Genomic DNA, 19,422 nt, shown 5'->3' with positions numbered 1-19,422 from the left:
ATTTGGACTGGCGTCTTACGGCGGAAGGGCGTCGCGCCGACGGACTTAGTCGTTCGGCGGCGTTGCATTCTCAAGGCCCGTGAAGGAACTGGATGTCTCCGTACCATGCGCGTGCCGTGGTACCGGTGTTGTCGGTATCTGTCAGAAGCCCGTAGGCGGTGATTCGTCCTGGCGGTTCGTGAAAGACCCGCTCATAGTCCTGTACGACATTGCGACGCACACTTTGCCACTGACCGGCATCGCCAGGCAGACCGGAAGCCACGATCATCTGTACGCGGCCTGTGCGAGGGTTGGCAATGACGGTGCCTGGCGCGGCAGTCGTCGACCAGATGTACATCAGCATGGCATAGGGCAGCTCTTCGCCACCCAGGTGCTTCGCCAAGTCCATCTTGGCCCGGTCGAAAAGCGACAGTTTGCTCTTGTCGCCGTCAAAAAAGAACACTAGTCGCGCTGGCGAGTCCTCCTTCGATCCGACGCGGTTGTCGGCGCCTTCGATCGGCTTCTCTGCTTTCCAGCGCCACGCCACGACGGGTGTACGTAATAGATCGATATTACCCTCGTGCATCAGCGCAGAGGCCGAGCCGTTCGCGTCCGCCTGCAGCACGGTAGTGTGCCCGTCGCGAACAAGCGTGTAGGCAGTGATGGACTTGCCGTGCACGACCGGCAGGTTCTTCCAGCCCGCAGGCAGCGAAGCGCCGGGCTCGATCGTGGAAAAAGCAACACTCGGCTTTTCGTCTTGCGCAAGGAGAACTGGTTGCGGCAAAAGAAGCGCAACGCACACGGCGATACAGCCTATCCGGGCCGTTTTTTTCGCTGCTCGAGGGTTCGAAAGAACACGCATGACTGGTCGCATTCGACTTTTGGCTTGCACCCTTTGTAGCGGGCTCAGTTGGCGACAATCCGACAAAGCATTCGTACCCAAAGATTGATTTCTCTTGATCTGAATGCCGCCCGCGAATCGGAAGCTCAACACTCAACGTAACCTAAAAGCGGCAAAACGCGCAACCGCCGACGAGCAGATCGCCAGTCAGCCGACACTCTAGCGAGAGCACCGACTAAGCATAACGACTATCGCTGCCATCTCGACGACGGTCAAGCTTCTCTAGTTATCTCGAGGATGTCATTGCTTCCGGCCGTCCATCGAATCCGATACCTTTCTACTTCGCTCGCTTCCATTCGTTGGTCGGAACAATTTCTCCGTCGGAAGTCTTCACGGGAGACCCGGTCGTCGTCAGCTTGTCGCCGCTCAAGACAACCTTCTGTTTGCGGACCGCTCCGTCGAACACCGGCGACGTGCTGGATTCGACGTTATAAGTCAACGTGCTGCAGTCGGCTAACCGGCGAAAACGTGCATACGCTCTTCATCGCTACGCGGTTACAACATCTTGACGTCCGCTCGAAGCCTCTGAAGATTCCTGTTTGGCAACAAGATCAAAGGCCGGCGGGTGATCGATGTCAGCGTGCTGGCTGGCTTTCATGTCCCGTTGCGGTGAAGGGCTGTTTGCCGCCCTAATTTGCGCGGACTGCCGTCGGCCATTCCAGTCATTTGTTTCACGCCGAACAGGACGTTCGGGTGACGGAATTCAAAGGTGGATCGGCCATCGCACAAGACACCGTACGCCTGTAAGGGCCGGCGTGCACGTGGTCACCTCGCTTCATTCAACCCAAGTTGCGCATGCTCTCACTGTCGTCGGGCAGAAAGCCCTCCATTCCGGTTCTCGCGATGCTTGCATCGAAGCGCGCGCCCGAGCCGCCAAGTGCTACGGTCGCGCGCTTCGCGCAATCGAGCAAGGACGTGAGCGCCACGGTAATCGTCGAAGCCATGTCGAACCTGGCCTTCGGCCCCGATAGCGTGAGGGCGCCGACCAGCTCTCCGGTCGCCCCGAACACCGGCACCGACACCGATGCCGTCTCCGGGTCACGCTCGCCATGCGAAACCGCCCAAAGCTGTTCGCGAACATCGTCCCAGCGCGGGTCCTGACTATCAGTAAAGGCGAGCAGCACCTTGCCCGAAGCACCTTTATCGACCGCAAATTCCTCGCCGATTCGAATCGACACCCGCACGGCCCGCGCCGGTTCCACACGGTAGAGCACGAGGCGTTTGTCGCCTTGACGCACGTAGAGCGATGCCGTTTCCCCCAAGTCGCGACTCAGTTCCTGAAGCAGCGGTTCGATGACGGGACCGACCTGAAACGACCGCTGATAGAGCGCTGCAAGACGCAGCGGTTGAGGCCCGATCGCGTACTGGCCGTCGATCAGCTTGCGCACGAATCCGCCGTGCTCCAGTGCGCTCAACAGCCGTAGTACGGTGCTTTTGTACAGATTGGTTCGACGCGAGAGTTCTGCGAGCGACAGCCTGTCGTCGGTTGGTCCGAAGGCATTGAGGATCGCGAACGCGCGATCGAGTACCGCGACGCCGCTGGAGGTTTCGGACGCCACATCGGGTTCCTCAGGTGGTATTTCGTTCGTCTCGGTGACCAATTTGCGCTTCCTGAGTGTGAATCGGTTCTCACTCTATCGTTCTGCCGTGTAGAACGCAAGTTCTGAAAATTTGCAATTTTGCGGGTATACCCACCTTAAAACGTTTTGAGTTCGCTCTTATAGTTCTATCTAACGGAACGTAGTTCTTTCAGATAGAACGATTGATAAGGAGTTTGTCTTGAATAATCCCTGTCCTCCCAAGGTGTTGATCAGCGAGGTCGGTCCGCGCGACGGCCTGCAAAGCGTCAAAGCCGTCATGCCGACAGCCGCAAAGCTGCGCTGGATTTCAGCGCTGGCCGCTGCCGGGTTGAAAGAAATCGAAGTCGGCTCCTTCGTGCCGCCGAAGTTGCTTCCCCAAATGGGCGACATTCACGACGTTGTGTCTCACGCGCTGACTATCCCCGGTCTTCACGTGGCCGTGCTCGCGCCGAATCTGCGCGGTTCCGAGCGTGCGTTCGAAGCAGGCGTGCATAAGGTGACCCTGCCGGTATCGGTGACCAACGAGCATTCGATGGCGAACATTCGCAAGACGACCGCGCAGATGATCGACGAGGTGCGCGAGATCGTCGCGTTGCGCAATGCGCGGTTCCCGGGCGTTCAGATCGAAGCGGGGGTGTCGGTGGCATTCGGCTGCACGATCGCGGGCGCCGTCGGCGACGATGAGACGATGCGCATGTGCGTCGCGATGGCCGAATGCGGCGTCGACGAAGTGGGCCTGTCAGATACGAGCGGCTACGCGAATCCGGCTCAGGTCCGGCGCCTGTTCCGCCGCTTGCAGAGTGAACTCGGTGGCAAGGCTGGTGGCGCGCACTTCCATAACACGCGCGGGCAGGGACTGGCGAATGTCGTCGCCGCCCTGGAAGCGGGCGTCACGACGATCGACGCCAGCCAGGCAGGCCTTGGCGGCTGTCCTTATGCGCCCGGCGCGACTGGCAATATCGTCACCGAAGACCTCGCATTCCTGCTCGAAGCGATGGGCTTCGACACGGGCATCGACATCGATGCGCTCATCGCCGCACGCGCGATCCTCGCCGAAGCGCTGCCGGGCGAAGCGCTTTACGGGCACGTGCAGGACGCTGGCTTGCCCAAGGGATTCCGCTATGCGGACGGCCGCACGCCGAGTGCGCCGAAGCCAGAAGGGTGCTTGCTGGGAGCCGCACAATGAGCGACGTTCAAGCGGATCAATCCCTGCCGTATGGCGGCATGCGCGTGGTCGAGATGACGCACATGGTGATGGGGCCAACGTGCGGCATGGTGCTGGCCGATCTCGGTGCGGAAGTCATCAAGGTCGAACCGATCGCGGGCGACAGCACACGCGCGTTGCGAGGTTCGGGTGCGGGGTTTTTCGGCACGTTCAACCGCAACAAGAAGAGCATCGCCGTCGACGTGAAAGACCCGCGCGGCATCGAGATCGTGCACAAGCTTCTCGCCAGCGCCGACGTCTTTAGCGAGAATTTCAAGAGCGGCACGATGGACAAGCTCGGTCTCGGATACGCGGCGCTGTCGAAGCTCAACCCGCGTCTCGTCTACGTCTCGCACAAAGGCTTTCTGCCTGGCCCGTATGACCATCGCACCGCACTGGACGAAGTGGTGCAGATGATGGGTGGCCTCGCCTATATGACCGGACCCGAAGGGCGTCCGCTCCGTGCAGGAACGAGTGTCAACGACATCATGGGCGGCATGTTCGGTGCCATCGGCGCGATGGCCGCGCTTGCTCAGCGCGAGCGCACGGGCCTTGGGCAGGAAGTGCAGAGCGCGCTTTTCGAGAACAACGTGTTCCTCGTGGCCCAGCACATGATGCAGTTCGCCGTGACGGGCCAGGCCGCCGCGCCGATGCCGAGCCGCATCTCCGCGTGGGCGGTGTACGACGTCTTTTCGGTCAAGAACGGCGAGCAGATCTTTCTGGCGGTCGTGTCGGATACGCAGTGGGCCTTGTTCTGTGACGCATTCGGCCTGTCCGATCTGAAGTCGGATGAGCGGATTGCGACTAACAATCAGCGCGTTCAGGCCCGCGAGTGGCTGCTGCCGCGACTGCGGAAACACATGGAAGCGTTCAGCGCGGCAGAGATCAGCGCGATCTTCGAGGGCATCGGCTTGCCGTACGCACCAATCACCAAGCCTCAGGATCTGTTCGACGATCCCCATCTGCTCGCGACCGGCGGGCTGGCCGACGTGACCCTGCCGCCCGATGCCAGCGGCGCGGGTCAATCGGTCGCGACGCGTACCGCGCTATTGCCGCTGACACTGGCTGGCGAGCGACTGAAGCTGCGCGCCGGCCCGCCCGCACTCGGCCAGGATACGGAGGCGCTGCTGTCCCAGCTTGGCTACTCGCCTGAAGCGCTCAGGCAGTTGACCGAAGCCGGTGTCGTCAGATGCACGGACTGGCCGTCCGGCGATCGGACGAATCCTTCGCCCAATGAGCTTGCCAGCGCCTGACGCCGGAAAGCATCGCAATCGAACGCTTCGCCGCGCCGACCGGCATACGGTTGCCTCGGGCAGCGAGACGTATGGAGACGACAATGACATCCCTTTCCCCTGGCATGACGGCTGAAACGCCCGCCGATTCCACCCTCGAACAGCAGGCGGTCAGGAAAGCGGCGTGGCGCTTCATTCCGCTGCTTGCGCTCGCGTATTTCTTCAATTATCTCGACCGGACGAGCGTCGGCTTTGCCGCATTGACAATGAACCGCGACCTCGGCCTGACCGCTACCCAGTTCGGTTGGGGCGCGGGCATCATGTTCGCGGGCTATTGCCTGTGCGAGGTGCCGAGCAATCTTTTGCTCTACCGCTTCGGCGCGCGGCGTTGGCTCGCTCGCATCATGATCACCTGGGGGCTGATGGCAGCCGCAACGGCGTTTGCCGTCGGACCGAACAGCTTTTATGCGATCCGGCTGCTGCTCGGCATCGGCGAGGCCGGGTTCTTTCCGGGCGTGATTTTCTTCCTCGCGATCTGGTTCCCGGTCACTTACCGCACTCGCGTTCTGGCGTGGTTCACCGTTTCCACACCCTTATCCTCGCTGGTAGGCGGGCCGCTGTCGACCTGGCTGCTTCAGATGGACGGCGTATTGGGTCTCGCAGGGTGGAAGTGGATGTTCATCGCCGAGGGACTGCCGGCATGTTTCATCGGCTATCTCGTATTGAAGATGCTCGCCGACAAACCCGCCGATGCCAAATGGCTCTCACCGGAAGAACGTCAGGCCCTGCAAGGCGCCTTCGACCGCGAAGGGTCGGCTAGCCAGAAGAAGAAGGATTTTCGTGCGGCGCTCGAGGACGTACGTGTCTATATCCTCGCGATGATCTCGTTCGGCTTCACGATGGGCTCGTACGGGATTGGCATCTGGTTGCCGCAGATGCTCAAAGCGCACGGGATGAGCGTAACGCAGACTGGCTGGCTTTCCGCGGTGCCGTACTTCTTTGCGACGATCGCGTTGCTGTGGTGGGCGAAACGCGTCGATCGTCGCGGCGGACACATTGCCAACCTCGCTGCGGGCTTCCTGATCGGCGCGGTCGCGCTCGGTGTCTCGACGTACTTCCATCAATTGTTGCCGGCGATGGTCGGCATTACAGTGGCGCTCGTCGGCACGATTGCGGGTCGCACGATTTTCTATACGCTGCCCGCTCGTTTCCTGTCCGGTCAGGCAGCCGCCGGAGGGCTCGCCTTGATCAACTCGATCGGCGCGCTGGGCGGCTTCGCCGGACCGTACCTCGTGGGGTATCTGAAAGACAGCTTCGGCACCTACACGGCGGGGATGCTCGGACTGGCGGTCGTGCTGGGCGTGACGACTCTCTTGACGCTCAGTCTCTACGCTTTCAGCCGGGGTGAACGAGCATGAAGACGTTTCATTCGCCCAAACGCCGCAGGCTTCTTGGCGCGGCTGCCGCATCGATCGCCATTCCCGCGGTCCCGGCCATTTGTGCCGCGCAAGGAATCGTCAAGGAGGAGACGCGCAAGATGACATCGACCAGCAACTATCTGCCCGTTCGATCGGAGTGGCTCGCCTCCGGAGCCGAAGCCGCGCTTGAACCCGCGATGCCGATCATCGATGCGCATCATCATTTCTACGAGCGCCCGGGCTGGACGTATCTGCTCGACGAGTACCTTCAGGATGCGCAGTCCGGCCACAACATCAAGGCGTCTGTGTACATGCAGGCGCTGACGCGCTACCGGCAGGACGGTCCTGTGGAACTCCGGCCCGTCGGCGAGACGGCGTATGTTGCGGGTGCCACGGCGGCGTTGCCGCCCGCGTCGCCACAGGTTGCGAAGGGCATCGTCGGATATGCGGATCTTCGTCGTGGCGCGGCGGTTCGCGACGTGCTCGAAGCGCACGTTCAAGCGGGGCAGGGCCGGTTTCGCGGCGTGCGTCACCTCGCGACCTGGGACGCCGATCCGACACTCGCCAATCCGCTCACCGCCGCGCCGCGTGGACTGCTGCTCGATCCTGCGTATCGCGCAGGCGTCGCGCAACTCGGTGCGCTCGGTCTTTCCTACGACGCGTGGCTGTTCTTCCCGCAGCTTCCCGAACTGTACGATCTCGCGAAGGCCAATCCGGACGTGCCGATTATCGTCAATCATTGTGGCGGCGTCGTGCGCATCGCGAGCTACGAGGACAAGCGCAAGGAAGTATTCGACGATTGGTCCCGTTCCATGCGCGCGTTGGCGCAGTTGCCGAACGTGCATGTCAAGGTCGGTGGCCTGGGGATGCGGATCAATGGCTTCGACTTTGACAAGGGCGGGCGGCCACCGTCATCGATGGAACTCGCGGAGGCCTGGAAGCCGTGGATGCACACGTGCATCGAGGCGTTCGGCGCCGACCGCTGCATGTTCGAGAGCAATTTTCCTGTGGACAAGGGTTCCTATCCGTATAGCAACGGCTGGAATGCATTCAAACGGTTGACTGCGCAGGCGAGTTCTGACGAGCGTAAGGCGTTGTTCCGAGGGACGGTGAGTCGAGTGTATCGGCTTGGCTGACTACGCAGGAGACGGGGAGACGGCCCCCGCTTAATGCAGACCTCGCCTTCGCTGGCCATGATGATCACGATGGCGATAGAGGCGATGGCGGAAGCCGTGGTGCTCACCGAGGCGAATGGCCTGCCGCGCGAACGATTCTTCGATGTGATCCGAACACGCTGTTCGGAAGCCGCTCGTACCGGGTCTATTCAGCGAACATATCGGGCGTCCGCTAGTCGACCCGGTACCAGCGACCGGACTCTGGGCACACAGCGGCTGGTGCGCCGTTCAACCAAACCTGCTCTTCATCCAGTTGCGGTGAATTCGAACAGGCGGTGTCGAAGACCACATCAAGTGCTTGCTGAACATGGGTGTCTTCGATGGGAAGCTCCCAGGTCAGGAATATCTGAGTGCACTCCTGATCCGGTGCGAAGTCAGTCACACTAAAACCGGAACTGCGGCGCTGAATGACGCCATGAGGCTGGCCAGTATCGAACAGCACAACTGTTCCCCGGGTCAGGGGAATGCGATGGCCCGTAAAGGGAAAATGCAAGTCCAGACCCTTGTCCTCGCTCAGGAAGAGATTGCAAAAAGCCGCACCGCCATAATGCGCACCGTCGTGGTGGTACCTCGCGCCACGACAGGCCATGAGCGCTACGTCGCTGGATGCAAGCACGGCGGGCAATCCAAGCGCGCCCGTCCAGTCGGACACTGCCTGCACGCAGCGCCTGTATTCCGGCCAGCGTGCACGAGCTCGCGCCAAAGGCATCGGCTCGACATCCCCGGGTTCCAGCACGAGCCGCGACGTGGTCTCTCTTTGCCAATCCGCAAGCAGGCGTGCAGAGGGCGCAGGCACGTCAAGCGTGCCTGACAAAACGATCTCACTGACCCGTCGACTGCGGATGGTCTCGCCGCTCCAGAAAAAGGAAGTAAGCGTGTCTCGCATCGATGCCGTCCAAGGGGAACTCATCTGGGTCATTGTAGCGATTCAGGCCAATCACTCGGGCAGATCTGTCAGAAGTGGTGACATCGCTTTCGCCGCGTGGAGTCAGAACATAAGCACGATTGCGATTGCCTGTAATCGTCAGGCGCGCGCGGGAGTGCCATACGTACTGGCGATGCGCGCGTCCTGTTCAATGGCTGAAAACAGCTCCCATTCGAGCCCGTTCACATCGAAGCTGCTCGAATAACCTTCCGCGGCATCGTCTTCAAACCCGAGGTGTCGCAACTGGCCGGCCTTTCCCGGCTTTTCGTTGATGGAGAAGTTAAGCAGATCAGTGCGCCACATCGCGTACTGGCCTGGCACGACGGCGGACGGCGGCTGTCCGAGGCGGCGGCTATAGTCGGAGATCGACTCGTCGAGGTTTGAAACGGCCAGCGCAATGTGAAAACGCTTCATAACGAACTCCGTGACGGCTGTTTGACTTGCGCTATCGTAACCATCGCAAGGCAGCGCAACCAGTTCAGCGACTATGCTGGTATGTGCATTACCCGTCTTCCGAACGCGTCGACAGTGCGGTCCAGCGGCTTCCTATCTCGCTTCGGGCCGACCCGAGCAACAGGTGGACCCGGGCGACGTGAACCTCGGTGCCTTCGGGTGGCACCAAGAGGGAGCGGCACAGGTGTGATGGCGAAGCGCTTTTAGTTGCGCAACGCGGCCTTCAAGGCGACGCCTGCAATTGGCGAGGCGGCGTGCGCGGCTCGCTCAAGCCGCGCACCTGGTTCGAGACAAAAGTTCAGCTGAGCGCCGTCACCGTGATCTCGACAAGCAAATCCGGCGCGGCCAGTTGCGATTGAACCGTCGCGCGCGTCGGCGCACAGCCTTCAGGCACCCACGCATCCCACACCTCGTTCATGCCCGCGAAGTCACGCGCGATATCCGCGAGCCACACCTGAGCGGAAACAAGCCGCGTCTTGTCGATGCCCGCCTTCTCCAGAAAACCGTCGATCTTGTCGAGCACCTGGCGCGTCTGCGCGCGGACGTCGGGCGTGCGGTCGTTCGCCGTCTGTCCGCCGATGAACACGAGTCCCGCCGCCTTGACGACACGGCTCATGCGCTGATTGGTTTCGATCCTGACGATATCGGTCATACGTTGAAGCACTCCTGTGCGGGTTGACGGGCGCGCACCGGATGGCGCGCGCCGGGGTTCAATGCACCATCGGGCCGAAGCGGTCGATGGCGAAGGCATCGAGCGGAAGGGAAGGCCGTCCGTCGAGCACGAGTTCGGAGACGAGCCGGCCGCAGCCCGGACCGAGCTGGAAGCCGCTGCCGCAATAGCCGAACGAGTAGGTCAGGTTCGACGCGCGGCGGCTCGGCGAGATGACGGGCAGCGAGTCGTCGGTGAAGGCTTCGACGCCCGCCCACGCGCGATTGATGCCGAGATTGCGCAAATGGGGAAACAGGTCGACCACCGTGTTCGCGCTTTTCACGAGCCGCGCGAAATCCACTTCGCCGTGCCGCGCGGGCAAATCCGCGATGCCGATCAGCTTGCCGCCGATCACGACCGTCCCGTTGTCGAACTGCTTGAACGACAGCGGCCGGCCGGTCGCGCCGAGCGTCGAGCGGCAAAACGGCGCGACGCGATGCGTGACCATCAGCATCAGGCCTTCCGGATGCACCGGCACGGGCTCGCCAACTTGTCGCGCCAGTTCGCCGGCCCACGCGCCCGCTGTCACGACGAGCTTCTCCGCCGCGAACGTGCCTGACGGCGTGTGTGCGAGCCAGCGCTCGCCGCGCTGTTCGATGCGTCCGACGGGCGTCCCCTCATGGAAAATCGCGCCGTGCTTTTGCGCCGCGAGGCGGAACGCCGTGGTGGCCCGGAACGGCAGTGCATAGCCGTCGCGCTCGACCCAGACGCCGCCCGTGACGTGCGGCGCAATGTTCGGCTCGATGTCGAGCAGCGTCTCGCGATCGATCAGCTTTTCGTGCGAGAAACCGTGCGCTTCGAGCAAATCGACCCGCTCGCGGCATTCGTCGAGTTCGGCTTGCGTTTCGGCGATCTTCATTTGCCCCGACGGCACAAAGCCCGCATCGTCGCCAATGGTTTCAGCGAGCGTGTGCCAGATTTCGCGCGACATCAGCGAAAGGGGAATTTCCGGCAGCGGCCGCCCGAGCGTGCGCACGCCGCCCGCGTTCACGCCCGACGAATGACGGCCGACGTAATCGGCTTCGAGCACCGTGACGCTTGCGCCGCGTTGCGCCATGTGAAAGGCGCTGCTCGATCCGTGCAGGCCGCCGCCGACGACCAGCACATCCGTTTCCCGCAGCGGTTGCGATGGTTTATTCACCGGCGAGCTCTCCGAGTGTGAGCGGCTTGATCGGCGGACGGATGCGGTAGTAACCGACCGTTTCCGGCTCCACCTTGCGTGCCTGTGCGATCACTTCGGTCACCGTCAGGCCGCACAGTCGCCCCTGACAAGGACCCATGCCGCAGCGTCCGAACGACTTCGCCTGATTCGGCCCGAGGCAGCCCAGCTCGACAAAACCGCGCACGTCGCCCGCGGTGACTTCCTCGCAGCGGCAGACGATGACGTCGTCGGCGGGGATGCGGTTGGCGTCGCGCGGTCGGTAGAGGCTGTCGAGAAACGCACGGATGCGCATCACGTCCGCGAGCTTGCGGCGATGCGGCGCGGCCTGGCGGTCGCGGCTCGCCGTATCGATGGCGCCGAGCTGCGCCGCGACCGCGAGCGCGCTCAGTTCGCCTTGCTCGGCCGCCGCCAGCGCGCCGCCGATGCCCGAACCATCGCCCGCGACGAAGATGCCGGGGACATCCAGTTCGCCCCACGCATCGGTGGCGGGCGTAAAGCAGAGTTGCGCCGCATCCCAGCGATGCTTCGCCCGCAGCGCCAGCGTGAACTGCGTATTGGGCACGACGCCCTGATGCAGCAGAATCACGCTCGCCTCGATGCGATGCGCGTTTCCCTGCGTCGTGAAATGGAGCGCTGCGGCGCGCTCGCTGCCGTCCGCGCCGCGCGCCGCTTCGACGCGCAGATCGTCGGCGGCTTCGTGCATCGGCACGCCCGCTTCGCGCAGCGTGCGCATCAGTTGCAGGCCCTTGCTCAGGAACGGCCAGGCGCGTACCGCGGACAGCAAATGCCGCTTCGCGCGCCAGCGGTCTTCATGGCGCGTCGTATCGACGAGCGCGCGGATCGGCACGCCCGCCCGCACGTATTGCCAGCCGAGCAGGTACAGGAGCGGCCCGCAGCCGACCAGCACCGGCGGCTCGGCAGGCACTTCGCCCGCGCTTTTCAGCAGGATCTGCGCGGCGCCCGCGGTGAGCACGCCGGGCAGCGTCCAGCCGGGGATCGGGAAGGGTCGCTCCAGTGCGCCCGTCGCGAGGATCACGCGCTTCGCCTCGAAACTGCCGACCTTGCCGTCCTTCAGGTAATGGACGCTGCGCTCGCGCGTCACCTGCCACACCGACGCGTTCGCGACATGCCGCGCGCCCGAACGCACGAAGGCCTGCGCGAGCACGGCGCCTGCCGCGTAGTCGGGTCCGAGAATCTCGCGGCGGCGCGCATCGGTGCGCTCTATTGCACGATAGATCTGCCCGCCGACCGCGTCCTGTTCGTCGAGCAGCACCACGCTCAAACCCAGCGCCGCTGCGCGCGCGGCCGCGCTCAGGCCGGCCGGACCCGCGCCGACGACCGCCACATCCACCTGTTCAGCGACCATGAGCGTTCTCCAGCGGTTCGGCCGCGACCGGCGGCAAATCGCGCGCGCCTTCCTGCGAGCGGATGCGCATGCCGTCGCGCACCGTCACCATGCAACTTTGGCGGCTCGGCACGCCGTCGATTTCGACGAGGCATTCAAAGCACGCGCCCATCATGCAGTAGGGCGCGCGCGGGGCGCCGGAGACGGGCGTCGCGCGAAAGCGATCGATGCCGGCCGCAAGCAGCGCGGCGGCGACCGAACGGCCGCCGGGCACACGCAGCGGCTGGTCGTTGAACGAGATGTCGATGAGCGCGTCGGCGCCGGGCAGGGCCCTGAAAAGCGGTTTCGAAGTCATGGCGGGTTCAGTGAGCGGGAGTCAGGTGGGCGCGGGCATCGGCGAATCGGCCGCCTGCGAAGACGGAGAGGTCGTCGGGCATCGGGGCGCCCGCGATCCACGGCGCGATGCGCATCGCGTGAGCGGCGGCGAGCGTCACGCCGCTGTGGCAGGTCACGACGAACGCCCCCGGATGCCGCGCCGACTGTTCGTAGATCGGAAAGCCGTCGGGGCTGTAGACGCGCAACGCCGCCCAGGTCCGTACGAGCCGCACGTTTTTCAACAGCGGAAACGCGCGCACGCCGCGTTGCGCGATGTTCGAAAGCACGCCCGTGGTCGTGAAGTCGTTGAGGCCGACTTCTTCCATCGAATCGCCGAATTGCACGGTGCCTTCATCGGTCTGGCGGACGTTCATCGTCGGGTGATGGAGGAACGGCGCGACGCGCTCGCTCACGAGCACCTGTCCGCGATTGGGCGCGACGGGCGCATGCAGCCCGACTTGCGGTGCGAGCGCGCGGTTGCCGAGCCCCGCGCACAGCACGACGCGCGATGCGCGCCACACGCCGCGCTTGCCGTGCACCGTGAACGCGCCGCCCTCAGGCACGATGCGCTCGGCGCCGTCGCCGCTTTCGAGTGTTACGCCGTGGCGCTGCATCCCGGCGTGCAATGCGCGCAGGAGCTTGAGCGGATTGACGTGTCCGTCCATCGGCGTGTAGCTCGCGCCGGCCACTTCCGGGCCGATCGCGGGCAGCAGTTCGCGCAGTTCGCGCGCATCGAGCAACTGATACGGATAGTCGCCGCCCAGTTCACTTTGCAGCGTCGAGAGGCGCTTTTCGCGCTCGGCCAGTTCGTCGCCGGAGAAGCACAGGTGAAAGCCGCCGGGCTGGCGCAACGCGACATCGATACCGGTTTCGTCCAGCAAGCCTGCCGCGAGCGCGGGCCAGCGCGTCGCCGAACTGCGCGACCAGCGTGCGTAGGGCGTCAGGCCGTAGCCCTTGCCCTGAATCCACACGAGGCCGAAATTGCCGCGCGATGCCCGAAAGCCGCCGTCGTCCTGATCGACGACCGTGACCTTCGCGCCCTCGCGCGCGAGCCCGTACGCCACTGCCGAGCCGACCAGTCCGCCGCCGAGCACGAGCACGTCCGGGCTGGCGGAAGTATTGCCTTTCATCGAGCTTCTCCGATAAGAATGCGGTCGAGGCCGACCATGCGGTCGAGCAGCACCATCAGCACGACCGTGCCCACGATCATCACCGCCGACACCGAAGCGACGAGCGGATCGATCGTCTGCGCGATCTGGTTGTACATGGCGACGGGCAGCGTGGTGGTGCCGGGCGTCGCGACGAAGATGGTCATCGTCAGTTCGTCGAAGCTCTGGATGAACGAGAGCACCCAGCCGCCCGCGACGCCCGTGCGGATCATCGGCAGCACCACGCGCCGGAACGCCGTGAAGCGGCTCGCGCCACAGGAAAGCGCGGCGCGCTCGGCATCGCGATCGAGCCCCACCGCCGACGACAGCGCGAGCCGCAGCGCATACGGCAGCACGACGACGACGTGCGTCGCGGTCAGCGCCCAGAACGAGCCGCTCAGATGCAGCAGAGACAAAAAGCGCAGGAACGCGATACCGAGCACGACGGCCGGGATCATCATCGGCGAGAGGAAGAAGCCCATCAGCGCGGCGCGGCCGGGAAAGCGGTAGCGGGCGATCGCGAGCGCGGCCGGCACCGCGAGCAACACGCCGATCGTCGCGGCGGCGAACGCGAGCCGCACCGAAAGCCAGAACGCCGCGACGATGTCGCCATTCTCGACGATCGCTCGGAACCAGCGCAGCGACGCGCCGTCGAACGGCATCGAGATGAAGCCCTTGTCGGTGAACGCGACCAGCATCACGACCACGAGCGGCGCAAGGATGAACGAGAGGAAGAGCGCGTTGTAGAACAAGCCCCAGAATCCGTTTTGTTTCATGTCGGCCTCGGCGCGGTCAGTCGAAAATGTGCTTGAAACGACGTTCGGCGAGACGGCTGCACCCCATCACGATCGCTACGTTGGCGATCAGGAGCAGCACCGCGATGCTCGCGCCCAGCGGCCAGTTGAGCGTGCCGAGGAATTCGTCGTAGGCGGCGGTCGCAACCACTTTGAGGCGTCGTCCGCCGATCAGCGCGGGCGTCGCAAACGCGGAGGCCGAGAGCGCGAAGACAATGATCGAACCCGACAGCACGCCGGGCATGATCTGCGGCAGCACCACGCGGCGGAACACGCGAAACGGCGAGCCGCCGAGCGAGAGCCCTGCCCATTCGACCTGCGGATCGAGCTTTTGCAGCGTGGCCCAGACCGACATCACCATGAACGGCACGAGCACGTGCGTGAGCGCGATCACCATGCCGGTCATCGTGAAGACGAGGCGCACCGGTTCTGACGTAATGTGCAGCGCCTGCAGTGCGTTGTTCAGCACGCCGTTGTTGCCGAGCAGAATCTGCCAGCCGAGCGTGCGCACCACGACCGAGATCAGGAGCGGCCCGAGCACGACGAGCAGGCACAGCGACTGCCACGGCCGTTTCATGCGCGCGAGCACGATCGTCTCCGGCACGCCGAGCACGATGCTCAACAGCGTCACCGAGAATGCGAGGCCGGCGGTGCGCAGGAAGATCGTGCCGTAATAGGGATCGGTCACGACCTCGACGTAGTTCTTCAGCGTGTAGGCCGCCTGCACGCCGGCGATGTCGCTGAAGACGCGGAACGAAAGCAGGAGCGTCAGCACGAGCGGAACCAGCAGCAACGCGCCGAACAGCATGAGCGCGGGCGCGGACAAGAGCCACGGCGCGGCGCCGCCGCGCGTGTCGTCAAGCGTTGCCATGAGCGTTCTCCCGTCCGAGCATGCGCAGGTCGTCGTCGGTCCAGGCGACGCCCACTTCGTCGCCTTCCGAAGGCGGCGGCGCGCCGTAGTTCGGCTGTGCGACCCTGAGCGTGCCGAGGCTCGTCTCGATCTCCAGCAGCCACTGGTTGCCGACAAATACGCGCGTCGAGATGCGTCCGCGTATGCGCGCGTCGCCGTTCGCGAGGCGCACCTTCTCCGGACGGATGTAGACGTGCACCGCGCCTTCCACCGTGCGCCCTTCGTGCGGCACCGCGAGCGTCGTGCCCGCCACATCGACTTCGTTGCAGCGTGGGTTGCGCCGCAGCACTTCACCCGCGAAGGTGTTGGTCTTGCCGAGGAACGTCGACGCGAAAGGCGTCTCCGGCCGCTCGTAGGCCTCGAACGGCGTGCTTAACTGCGCGATCCTGCCGCGATGCATCACCGCGATGCGGTCGCTCATCGTCATCGCCTCGACCTGGTCGTGCGTGACGAGGATCGTCGTGATGCCGAGGCGCTTCTGGATCGCGCGCAATTCGATGTGCATCTCCTCGCGCAGCTTCGCATCGAGATTCGACATGGGTTCGTCGAGCAGCAGCAGTTCGGGCTGCATCGCGAGCGCGCGCGCAATCGCGACGCGCTGGCGTTGGCCGCCCGAGAGCTCCTTCGGATAGCGCGCATCGAGCCCCTTCAGTCGCACGAGATCGAGCGCCTGGGCGACGCGCACCGCGCGCTCGGCGCGCTTCACGTTGCGCATCTCCAGCCCGAAGCCGACGTTGCCCGCCACTGTCATGTGCGGAAAGAGCGCGTAGCTCTGGAACACGACGCCCATGCCGCGCTTTTCCGGGCGCTCGTTCGTGATGTCGCGGCCGTCGAGCGTGATCCGGCCCGCGCTCGGCGTGACGAAGCCCGCGATCATCTGAAGCGTCGTCGTCTTGCCGCAGCCGGACGGCCCGAGCAGCGACAGGAACTCGCCGCGCTCGACCGCGAGATCGATATGCTCGATGGCTGTGAAGTCGCCGTAGCGCTTCGAGATGCCTTGGAGTGTCAGAAAGGTCATGTGCGTCGGATCGTCGGGTCGTCGAGGAAGGGGAGGCTGTGACAACAGCCGCTTATCGTTCGACGGAACGGTTCCAGCGCTCCGTCCATTCGGTGCGATGCTGGTTGACCGTGGTCCAGTCCATCGCGGTCAGCTTGCCGATCTGTTCCGCGCCGTAGGGCACGCGCGCGGCGATTTCCGGCGCGAGCTTGACCGTCTTGTTGACCGGACCGAGGCCGATCGCCTGCGCCTGCATCGCCTGCACCTCGGGGCTCAACAGGAACTGGATGAACTTCTGCGATAACTGCGGCTGGGCGTTCTCGGCAACCGCGCATGCGGCCACCTGCAGCGCCACGCCGCCTTCCTTCGGATAAACGAACTTGAGCGGGAAGCCGGTGTTCTGCAGCGCGACCGCGCGGCCGCTGCCGTAGGGCGCGAGGATCACGTCGCCGCTTTGCATGAGGCCGTCCATTTCGCCGGGCGTCGGCGCCCACGAAAGCACTTCGGGCGCGACCTGCTTGGTCATCACCGCGAAGCCGGGGTCGATGTTCTTCTCGCCGCCGCCGTTCATGCGCGCGAGCATCACGAGCGTGTGCAGGCCGTAGGTGTTCGTGATCGGCGGCACGCCGAGCTTGCCTTTGAGGCGCTTGTCGGTGAGCACCTGCCACGAGTCCGGTGCGGGCAGGCCGAGCTTCTTGAACGCTTCCTCGTTGTAGCCGATGCCCGTCGCCACCATGCCCACACCGACCGACGTCGCGCCGAGCTTCGCGAGCGGATACAGGTCGCTCATGACAGGCGCGTCTTCCACCTTCGCGCAGAGGCCGAACTGCATCGCCTGGTACATCGGGCCGTCGTCCATTACGGCGACGTTGATCTGCTGGTGGCCCTTTTGCGCCTGCAGTTTCGCGAGCGTGTCGCTGGAATTGCCCGCCACATAGACGATCTTGACGTTATTCGCCTTCTCGAAGGCCGGCATGATCTTCTGCCGGTAAAGCTGTTCATTCGATCCGCCGACGTTCGCCACGTAGAGCGTGGTGTCGGCGTGCGCGAGCGCCGGCCCGAGGAGGGCGCCGACGCAGCCAAGCGCGGCGGCAAGCGTGCGGACAGGGGAGCGGCTGCGGCGTTGCTGCACTGTATTCATGAACACTTCTCCATTCGATGTGGGGTTCGCGAACCTGGCGGGAGGGGACCGTCCGTGATGTAAGTCTCGCGCGATCGACCCATATCGTCCAATACGAATAAAATAACTATCCATACATCGTTGATATGGGATGGAGCACATGAACCTGAAGCATATCGAGGCGTTTCGCGCGGTCATGGTCGCGGGTTCGATGACGGCCGCCGCCAAGGAACTCTTCACGTCGCAGCCGAACGTGAGCCGTCTGATCTCTCAGCTGGAGCGCGAAACCGGCCTGCTGCTTTTTCAGCGGAGCGGCGTGCGCCTGATTCCGACGAGCGAAGGCAACGCGTTCTTTCGCGAGGTGGAGCGCGCGTACGTGGGCCTGCAAGGACTTGCGAACGCGGCAGCGCAGATTCGCAACCTGGGCAGCGGGCGGCTGCGTATCGCGGCGATGCCGTCGGCGGGGCTCACGCTCGTGCCGCACGCGATCAAGCGCTTTCAGGCGCTGTATCCGGAGGTGACGGTGTCGCTGCATGTGAATACGTCGGGGACGGTGAATCACTGGACGGCGTCGCAGTTCTGCGATCTGGGTGTCGCGGTGTATATCAGCGAGGCGTCGAATTGCGAGGTGGAATTGCTTTCGAAGGTGTCGGCGGTCGCGGTGATGCCGGCAACGCACCGGCTCGCGAAGAAGGCGACGCTCAAGCCCGCGGATTTTCAGGGGGAGCCGTTCATTTCGCTATGTCACGGCGACGGCACGCGCGCGCAAATGGACGAAGTCTTCGAGCGCGCGGGCGTCGAGCGCGTACTCGCGATCGAGGCGCAGTACGCGGCGATCTGCTGCGAGATGGTGCGCTGCGGGATGGGGCTGACGCTGGCGCATCCGGTCGTTGCGCAGGATTTCGCCGGACCCGATGTCGCCATTCGGCCGTTTTCGCCGGCGGTGACGTTCACCACATACTTGCTGTTTCCGCCGCATCGGCCGCGTGAGCGGCTCGCGATGGCGTTTGTCGACGTGCTTCGCGCGGAGCATGACGAGACGCTCAAAGGGTTGTCGAATGGAAAGACGCGGGGGAATGGCGAACGGCACGGTCGCCGATAAGGCGCCCGTGCCGCTTATATTCCTTTCTGCAACGTCGAGTTATTTGTCTATCTTGCCGTGCATCGCCATAGTGGTTTGTCGCATCGATGCAAAGCGCATCGTTGTTTCCCCTGTCGGCGAATCTTTCTGCCTGTGTGACAAGAACGCTTGCAGGGCGCCGATCGGGGCACGGGACTCACTTTCAGAACGACGCTGTCGTCTGTGTCCGCGAGGAGCAGCCAACGCCTGCCCGCACATGACGTCGCGCACCACGAGCCATGCGCACATGGGCAGGCGTCGATCGCACCTCAAAAGAAATTGCTGTCCGCGTGATCTCGCGCCCGGCCGCTGTGCCTCCGAAGCAGTCATAGCGGTCGCGCGGTTTGTTGAGGGTGGTTCAGAGACAACTTCACACTGCCGTGCGAATGCTGGCGACTCGTTGATCGATTGCAGGTGGACGATAGGGAGTGAGCGGAGAGCCATGGCGGCGTGCGCTTCAACCGCGCTGCGCCTGTTCGCATTCCGCCTGAAACCAACGGTCGACCTGACGCTGGGCCGCCTGGAGATCGTCCGGATAAAAGGGATCAAAGAACCGCGATGGGTCGTATCCCGCTTCTTCCAGCGCTGCCAGTTCGCTCCGGTTGCGCTCGGGTGTGACAGGCGCGTTGTTCCTGAGCGCGGCGAGATCGCGGCATTGCGTTGGGCTCAGATGCGTCTCGCCTTGTGGCATGCCGCCTGTGGCACAGCCTACGAGCGAGAGCGCCAACGCGGATGCCATCGGCAAGATCGTCAACCAGTTCTTCATGTCAAGTTTTCCCTTCGAATCAAGCGACGCGTCATGCGGTCGGCACGAGCTTGAGATTCTCCGTGGCATACCCGGTGTTGCACGACCAGACCATAGTTCTGTCGCGCTT

Annotated in this window: 19 protein-coding genes and 1 pseudogene; 6 read left to right on the top strand and 14 right to left on the bottom strand. The window is 63.9% G+C overall.

Annotation, left to right across the window (positions count from 1 at the left end; genetic code table 11):
- Positions 1–70: 70 nt before the first annotated feature.
- Together AWB65_RS16130 and AWB65_RS16125 are read right to left on the bottom strand one after the other, a co-directional pair.
- Positions 71–841 carry a DUF3047 domain-containing protein gene (locus AWB65_RS16130; RefSeq protein WP_087668107.1) on the bottom strand — a complete coding sequence of 257 codons (771 nt, stop codon included), beginning with the start codon at positions 839–841 and terminating at the stop codon, positions 71–73.
- A gap of 818 nt (positions 842–1,659) precedes the next feature.
- Complete coding sequence (locus tag AWB65_RS16125) at positions 1,660–2,439, bottom strand: IclR family transcriptional regulator (RefSeq protein WP_235007640.1); 780 nt, start codon at positions 2,437–2,439, stop codon at positions 1,660–1,662.
- 220 nt (positions 2,440–2,659) lie between these two features.
- On the opposite strand from AWB65_RS16125, the gene AWB65_RS16120 reads away from it, so the two are divergent.
- From AWB65_RS16120 to AWB65_RS37855, 5 genes and pseudogenes are all read left to right on the top strand, one after another.
- Positions 2,660–3,646, top strand: coding sequence for a hydroxymethylglutaryl-CoA lyase (locus tag AWB65_RS16120; protein WP_087668105.1), 987 nt, complete (start codon positions 2,660–2,662; stop codon positions 3,644–3,646).
- On the top strand, positions 3,643–4,917 hold the full coding sequence (locus AWB65_RS16115; RefSeq protein ID WP_087668104.1) for a CaiB/BaiF CoA transferase family protein: 1,275 nt from the start codon (positions 3,643–3,645) through the stop codon (positions 4,915–4,917). Before AWB65_RS16120 ends, AWB65_RS16115 begins: the two co-directional genes overlap by 4 nt.
- Positions 4,918–5,000: 83 nt before the next feature.
- Positions 5,001–6,314 (top strand): MFS transporter, encoded by a 1,314-nt coding sequence (locus tag AWB65_RS16110; RefSeq protein WP_087668103.1) that lies wholly within the window; start codon positions 5,001–5,003, stop codon positions 6,312–6,314.
- Positions 6,311–7,450: an amidohydrolase family protein gene (locus tag AWB65_RS16105; protein ID WP_087668102.1), complete on the top strand. Its 1,140-nt coding sequence runs from the start codon at positions 6,311–6,313 to the stop codon at positions 7,448–7,450. Before AWB65_RS16110 ends, AWB65_RS16105 begins: the two co-directional genes overlap by 4 nt.
- A gap of 57 nt (positions 7,451–7,507) precedes the next feature.
- Positions 7,508–7,650 (top strand): annotated as a pseudogene (locus AWB65_RS37855) (NAD(P)-dependent oxidoreductase); the annotation flags it as partial.
- An 11-nt stretch (positions 7,651–7,661) separates the two neighbouring features.
- Here AWB65_RS37855 and AWB65_RS16095 read toward each other — a convergent pair.
- The 11 genes from AWB65_RS16095 to AWB65_RS16045 all read right to left on the bottom strand — a co-directional run bounded on the left by AWB65_RS16095 (position 7,662) and on the right by AWB65_RS16045 (position 17,448).
- Positions 7,662–8,408, bottom strand: a complete 747-nt coding sequence (locus AWB65_RS16095) for a hypothetical protein (RefSeq protein WP_200821728.1) — start codon at positions 8,406–8,408, stop codon at positions 7,662–7,664.
- Between the two features lie 105 nt (positions 8,409–8,513).
- Positions 8,514–8,828 carry a VOC family protein gene (locus AWB65_RS16090; protein WP_087668101.1) on the bottom strand — a complete coding sequence of 105 codons (315 nt, stop codon included), beginning with the start codon at positions 8,826–8,828 and terminating at the stop codon, positions 8,514–8,516.
- Between the two features lie 337 nt (positions 8,829–9,165).
- Complete coding sequence (locus AWB65_RS16085; protein WP_087668100.1) at positions 9,166–9,519, bottom strand: RidA family protein; 354 nt, start codon at positions 9,517–9,519, stop codon at positions 9,166–9,168.
- A 58-nt stretch (positions 9,520–9,577) separates the two neighbouring features.
- A complete protein-coding gene (locus AWB65_RS16080; protein WP_087668099.1) occupies positions 9,578–10,717 on the bottom strand; it encodes an NAD(P)/FAD-dependent oxidoreductase in 1,140 nt (379 codons plus the stop codon).
- A complete protein-coding gene (locus AWB65_RS16075) occupies positions 10,710–12,104 on the bottom strand; it encodes an FAD/NAD(P)-dependent oxidoreductase (protein ID WP_087668098.1) in 1,395 nt (464 codons plus the stop codon). The genes AWB65_RS16080 and AWB65_RS16075 overlap by 8 nt, the downstream gene beginning before the upstream one ends.
- Positions 12,094–12,438, bottom strand: coding sequence for a (2Fe-2S)-binding protein (locus AWB65_RS16070; protein ID WP_087668097.1), 345 nt, complete (start codon positions 12,436–12,438; stop codon positions 12,094–12,096). The genes AWB65_RS16075 and AWB65_RS16070 overlap by 11 nt, the downstream gene beginning before the upstream one ends.
- A 7-nt stretch (positions 12,439–12,445) precedes the next feature.
- Positions 12,446–13,588, bottom strand: coding sequence for an NAD(P)/FAD-dependent oxidoreductase (locus tag AWB65_RS16065; protein WP_087668096.1), 1,143 nt, complete (start codon positions 13,586–13,588; stop codon positions 12,446–12,448).
- Positions 13,585–14,382 carry an ABC transporter permease gene (locus tag AWB65_RS16060; protein ID WP_087668095.1) on the bottom strand — a complete coding sequence of 266 codons (798 nt, stop codon included), beginning with the start codon at positions 14,380–14,382 and terminating at the stop codon, positions 13,585–13,587. Before AWB65_RS16060 ends, AWB65_RS16065 begins: the two co-directional genes overlap by 4 nt.
- 16 nt (positions 14,383–14,398) lie before the next feature.
- Positions 14,399–15,271, bottom strand: coding sequence for an ABC transporter permease (locus tag AWB65_RS16055; protein WP_087668094.1), 873 nt, complete (start codon positions 15,269–15,271; stop codon positions 14,399–14,401).
- On the bottom strand, positions 15,258–16,328 hold the full coding sequence (locus AWB65_RS16050) for an ABC transporter ATP-binding protein (protein WP_087668093.1): 1,071 nt from the start codon (positions 16,326–16,328) through the stop codon (positions 15,258–15,260). The genes AWB65_RS16055 and AWB65_RS16050 overlap by 14 nt, the downstream gene beginning before the upstream one ends.
- Before the next feature lie 52 nt (positions 16,329–16,380).
- Positions 16,381–17,448 carry an ABC transporter substrate-binding protein gene (locus AWB65_RS16045; protein WP_087668092.1) on the bottom strand — a complete coding sequence of 356 codons (1,068 nt, stop codon included), beginning with the start codon at positions 17,446–17,448 and terminating at the stop codon, positions 16,381–16,383.
- A gap of 139 nt (positions 17,449–17,587) precedes the next feature.
- Here AWB65_RS16045 and AWB65_RS16040 point away from each other — a divergent pair, with 139 nt between their 5' ends.
- Entirely contained in the window at positions 17,588–18,529 is a 942-nt protein-coding gene (locus AWB65_RS16040; RefSeq protein WP_087668091.1) for a LysR substrate-binding domain-containing protein, read from the top strand.
- 475 nt (positions 18,530–19,004) lie between these two features.
- Here the strand turns inward: AWB65_RS16040 and AWB65_RS16035 are convergent, their stop codons facing one another.
- On the bottom strand, positions 19,005–19,313 hold the full coding sequence (locus tag AWB65_RS16035; RefSeq protein WP_125474142.1) for a DUF4148 domain-containing protein: 309 nt from the start codon (positions 19,311–19,313) through the stop codon (positions 19,005–19,007).
- Between the last annotated feature and the right edge of the window lie 109 nt (positions 19,314–19,422).

Origin of the sequence: Caballeronia humi (assembly GCF_001544475.1) — a bacterium.
Lineage (GTDB): Bacteria > Pseudomonadota > Gammaproteobacteria > Burkholderiales > Burkholderiaceae > Caballeronia > Caballeronia humi.
This window is presented reverse-complemented; position numbering and strand designations above follow the sequence as displayed.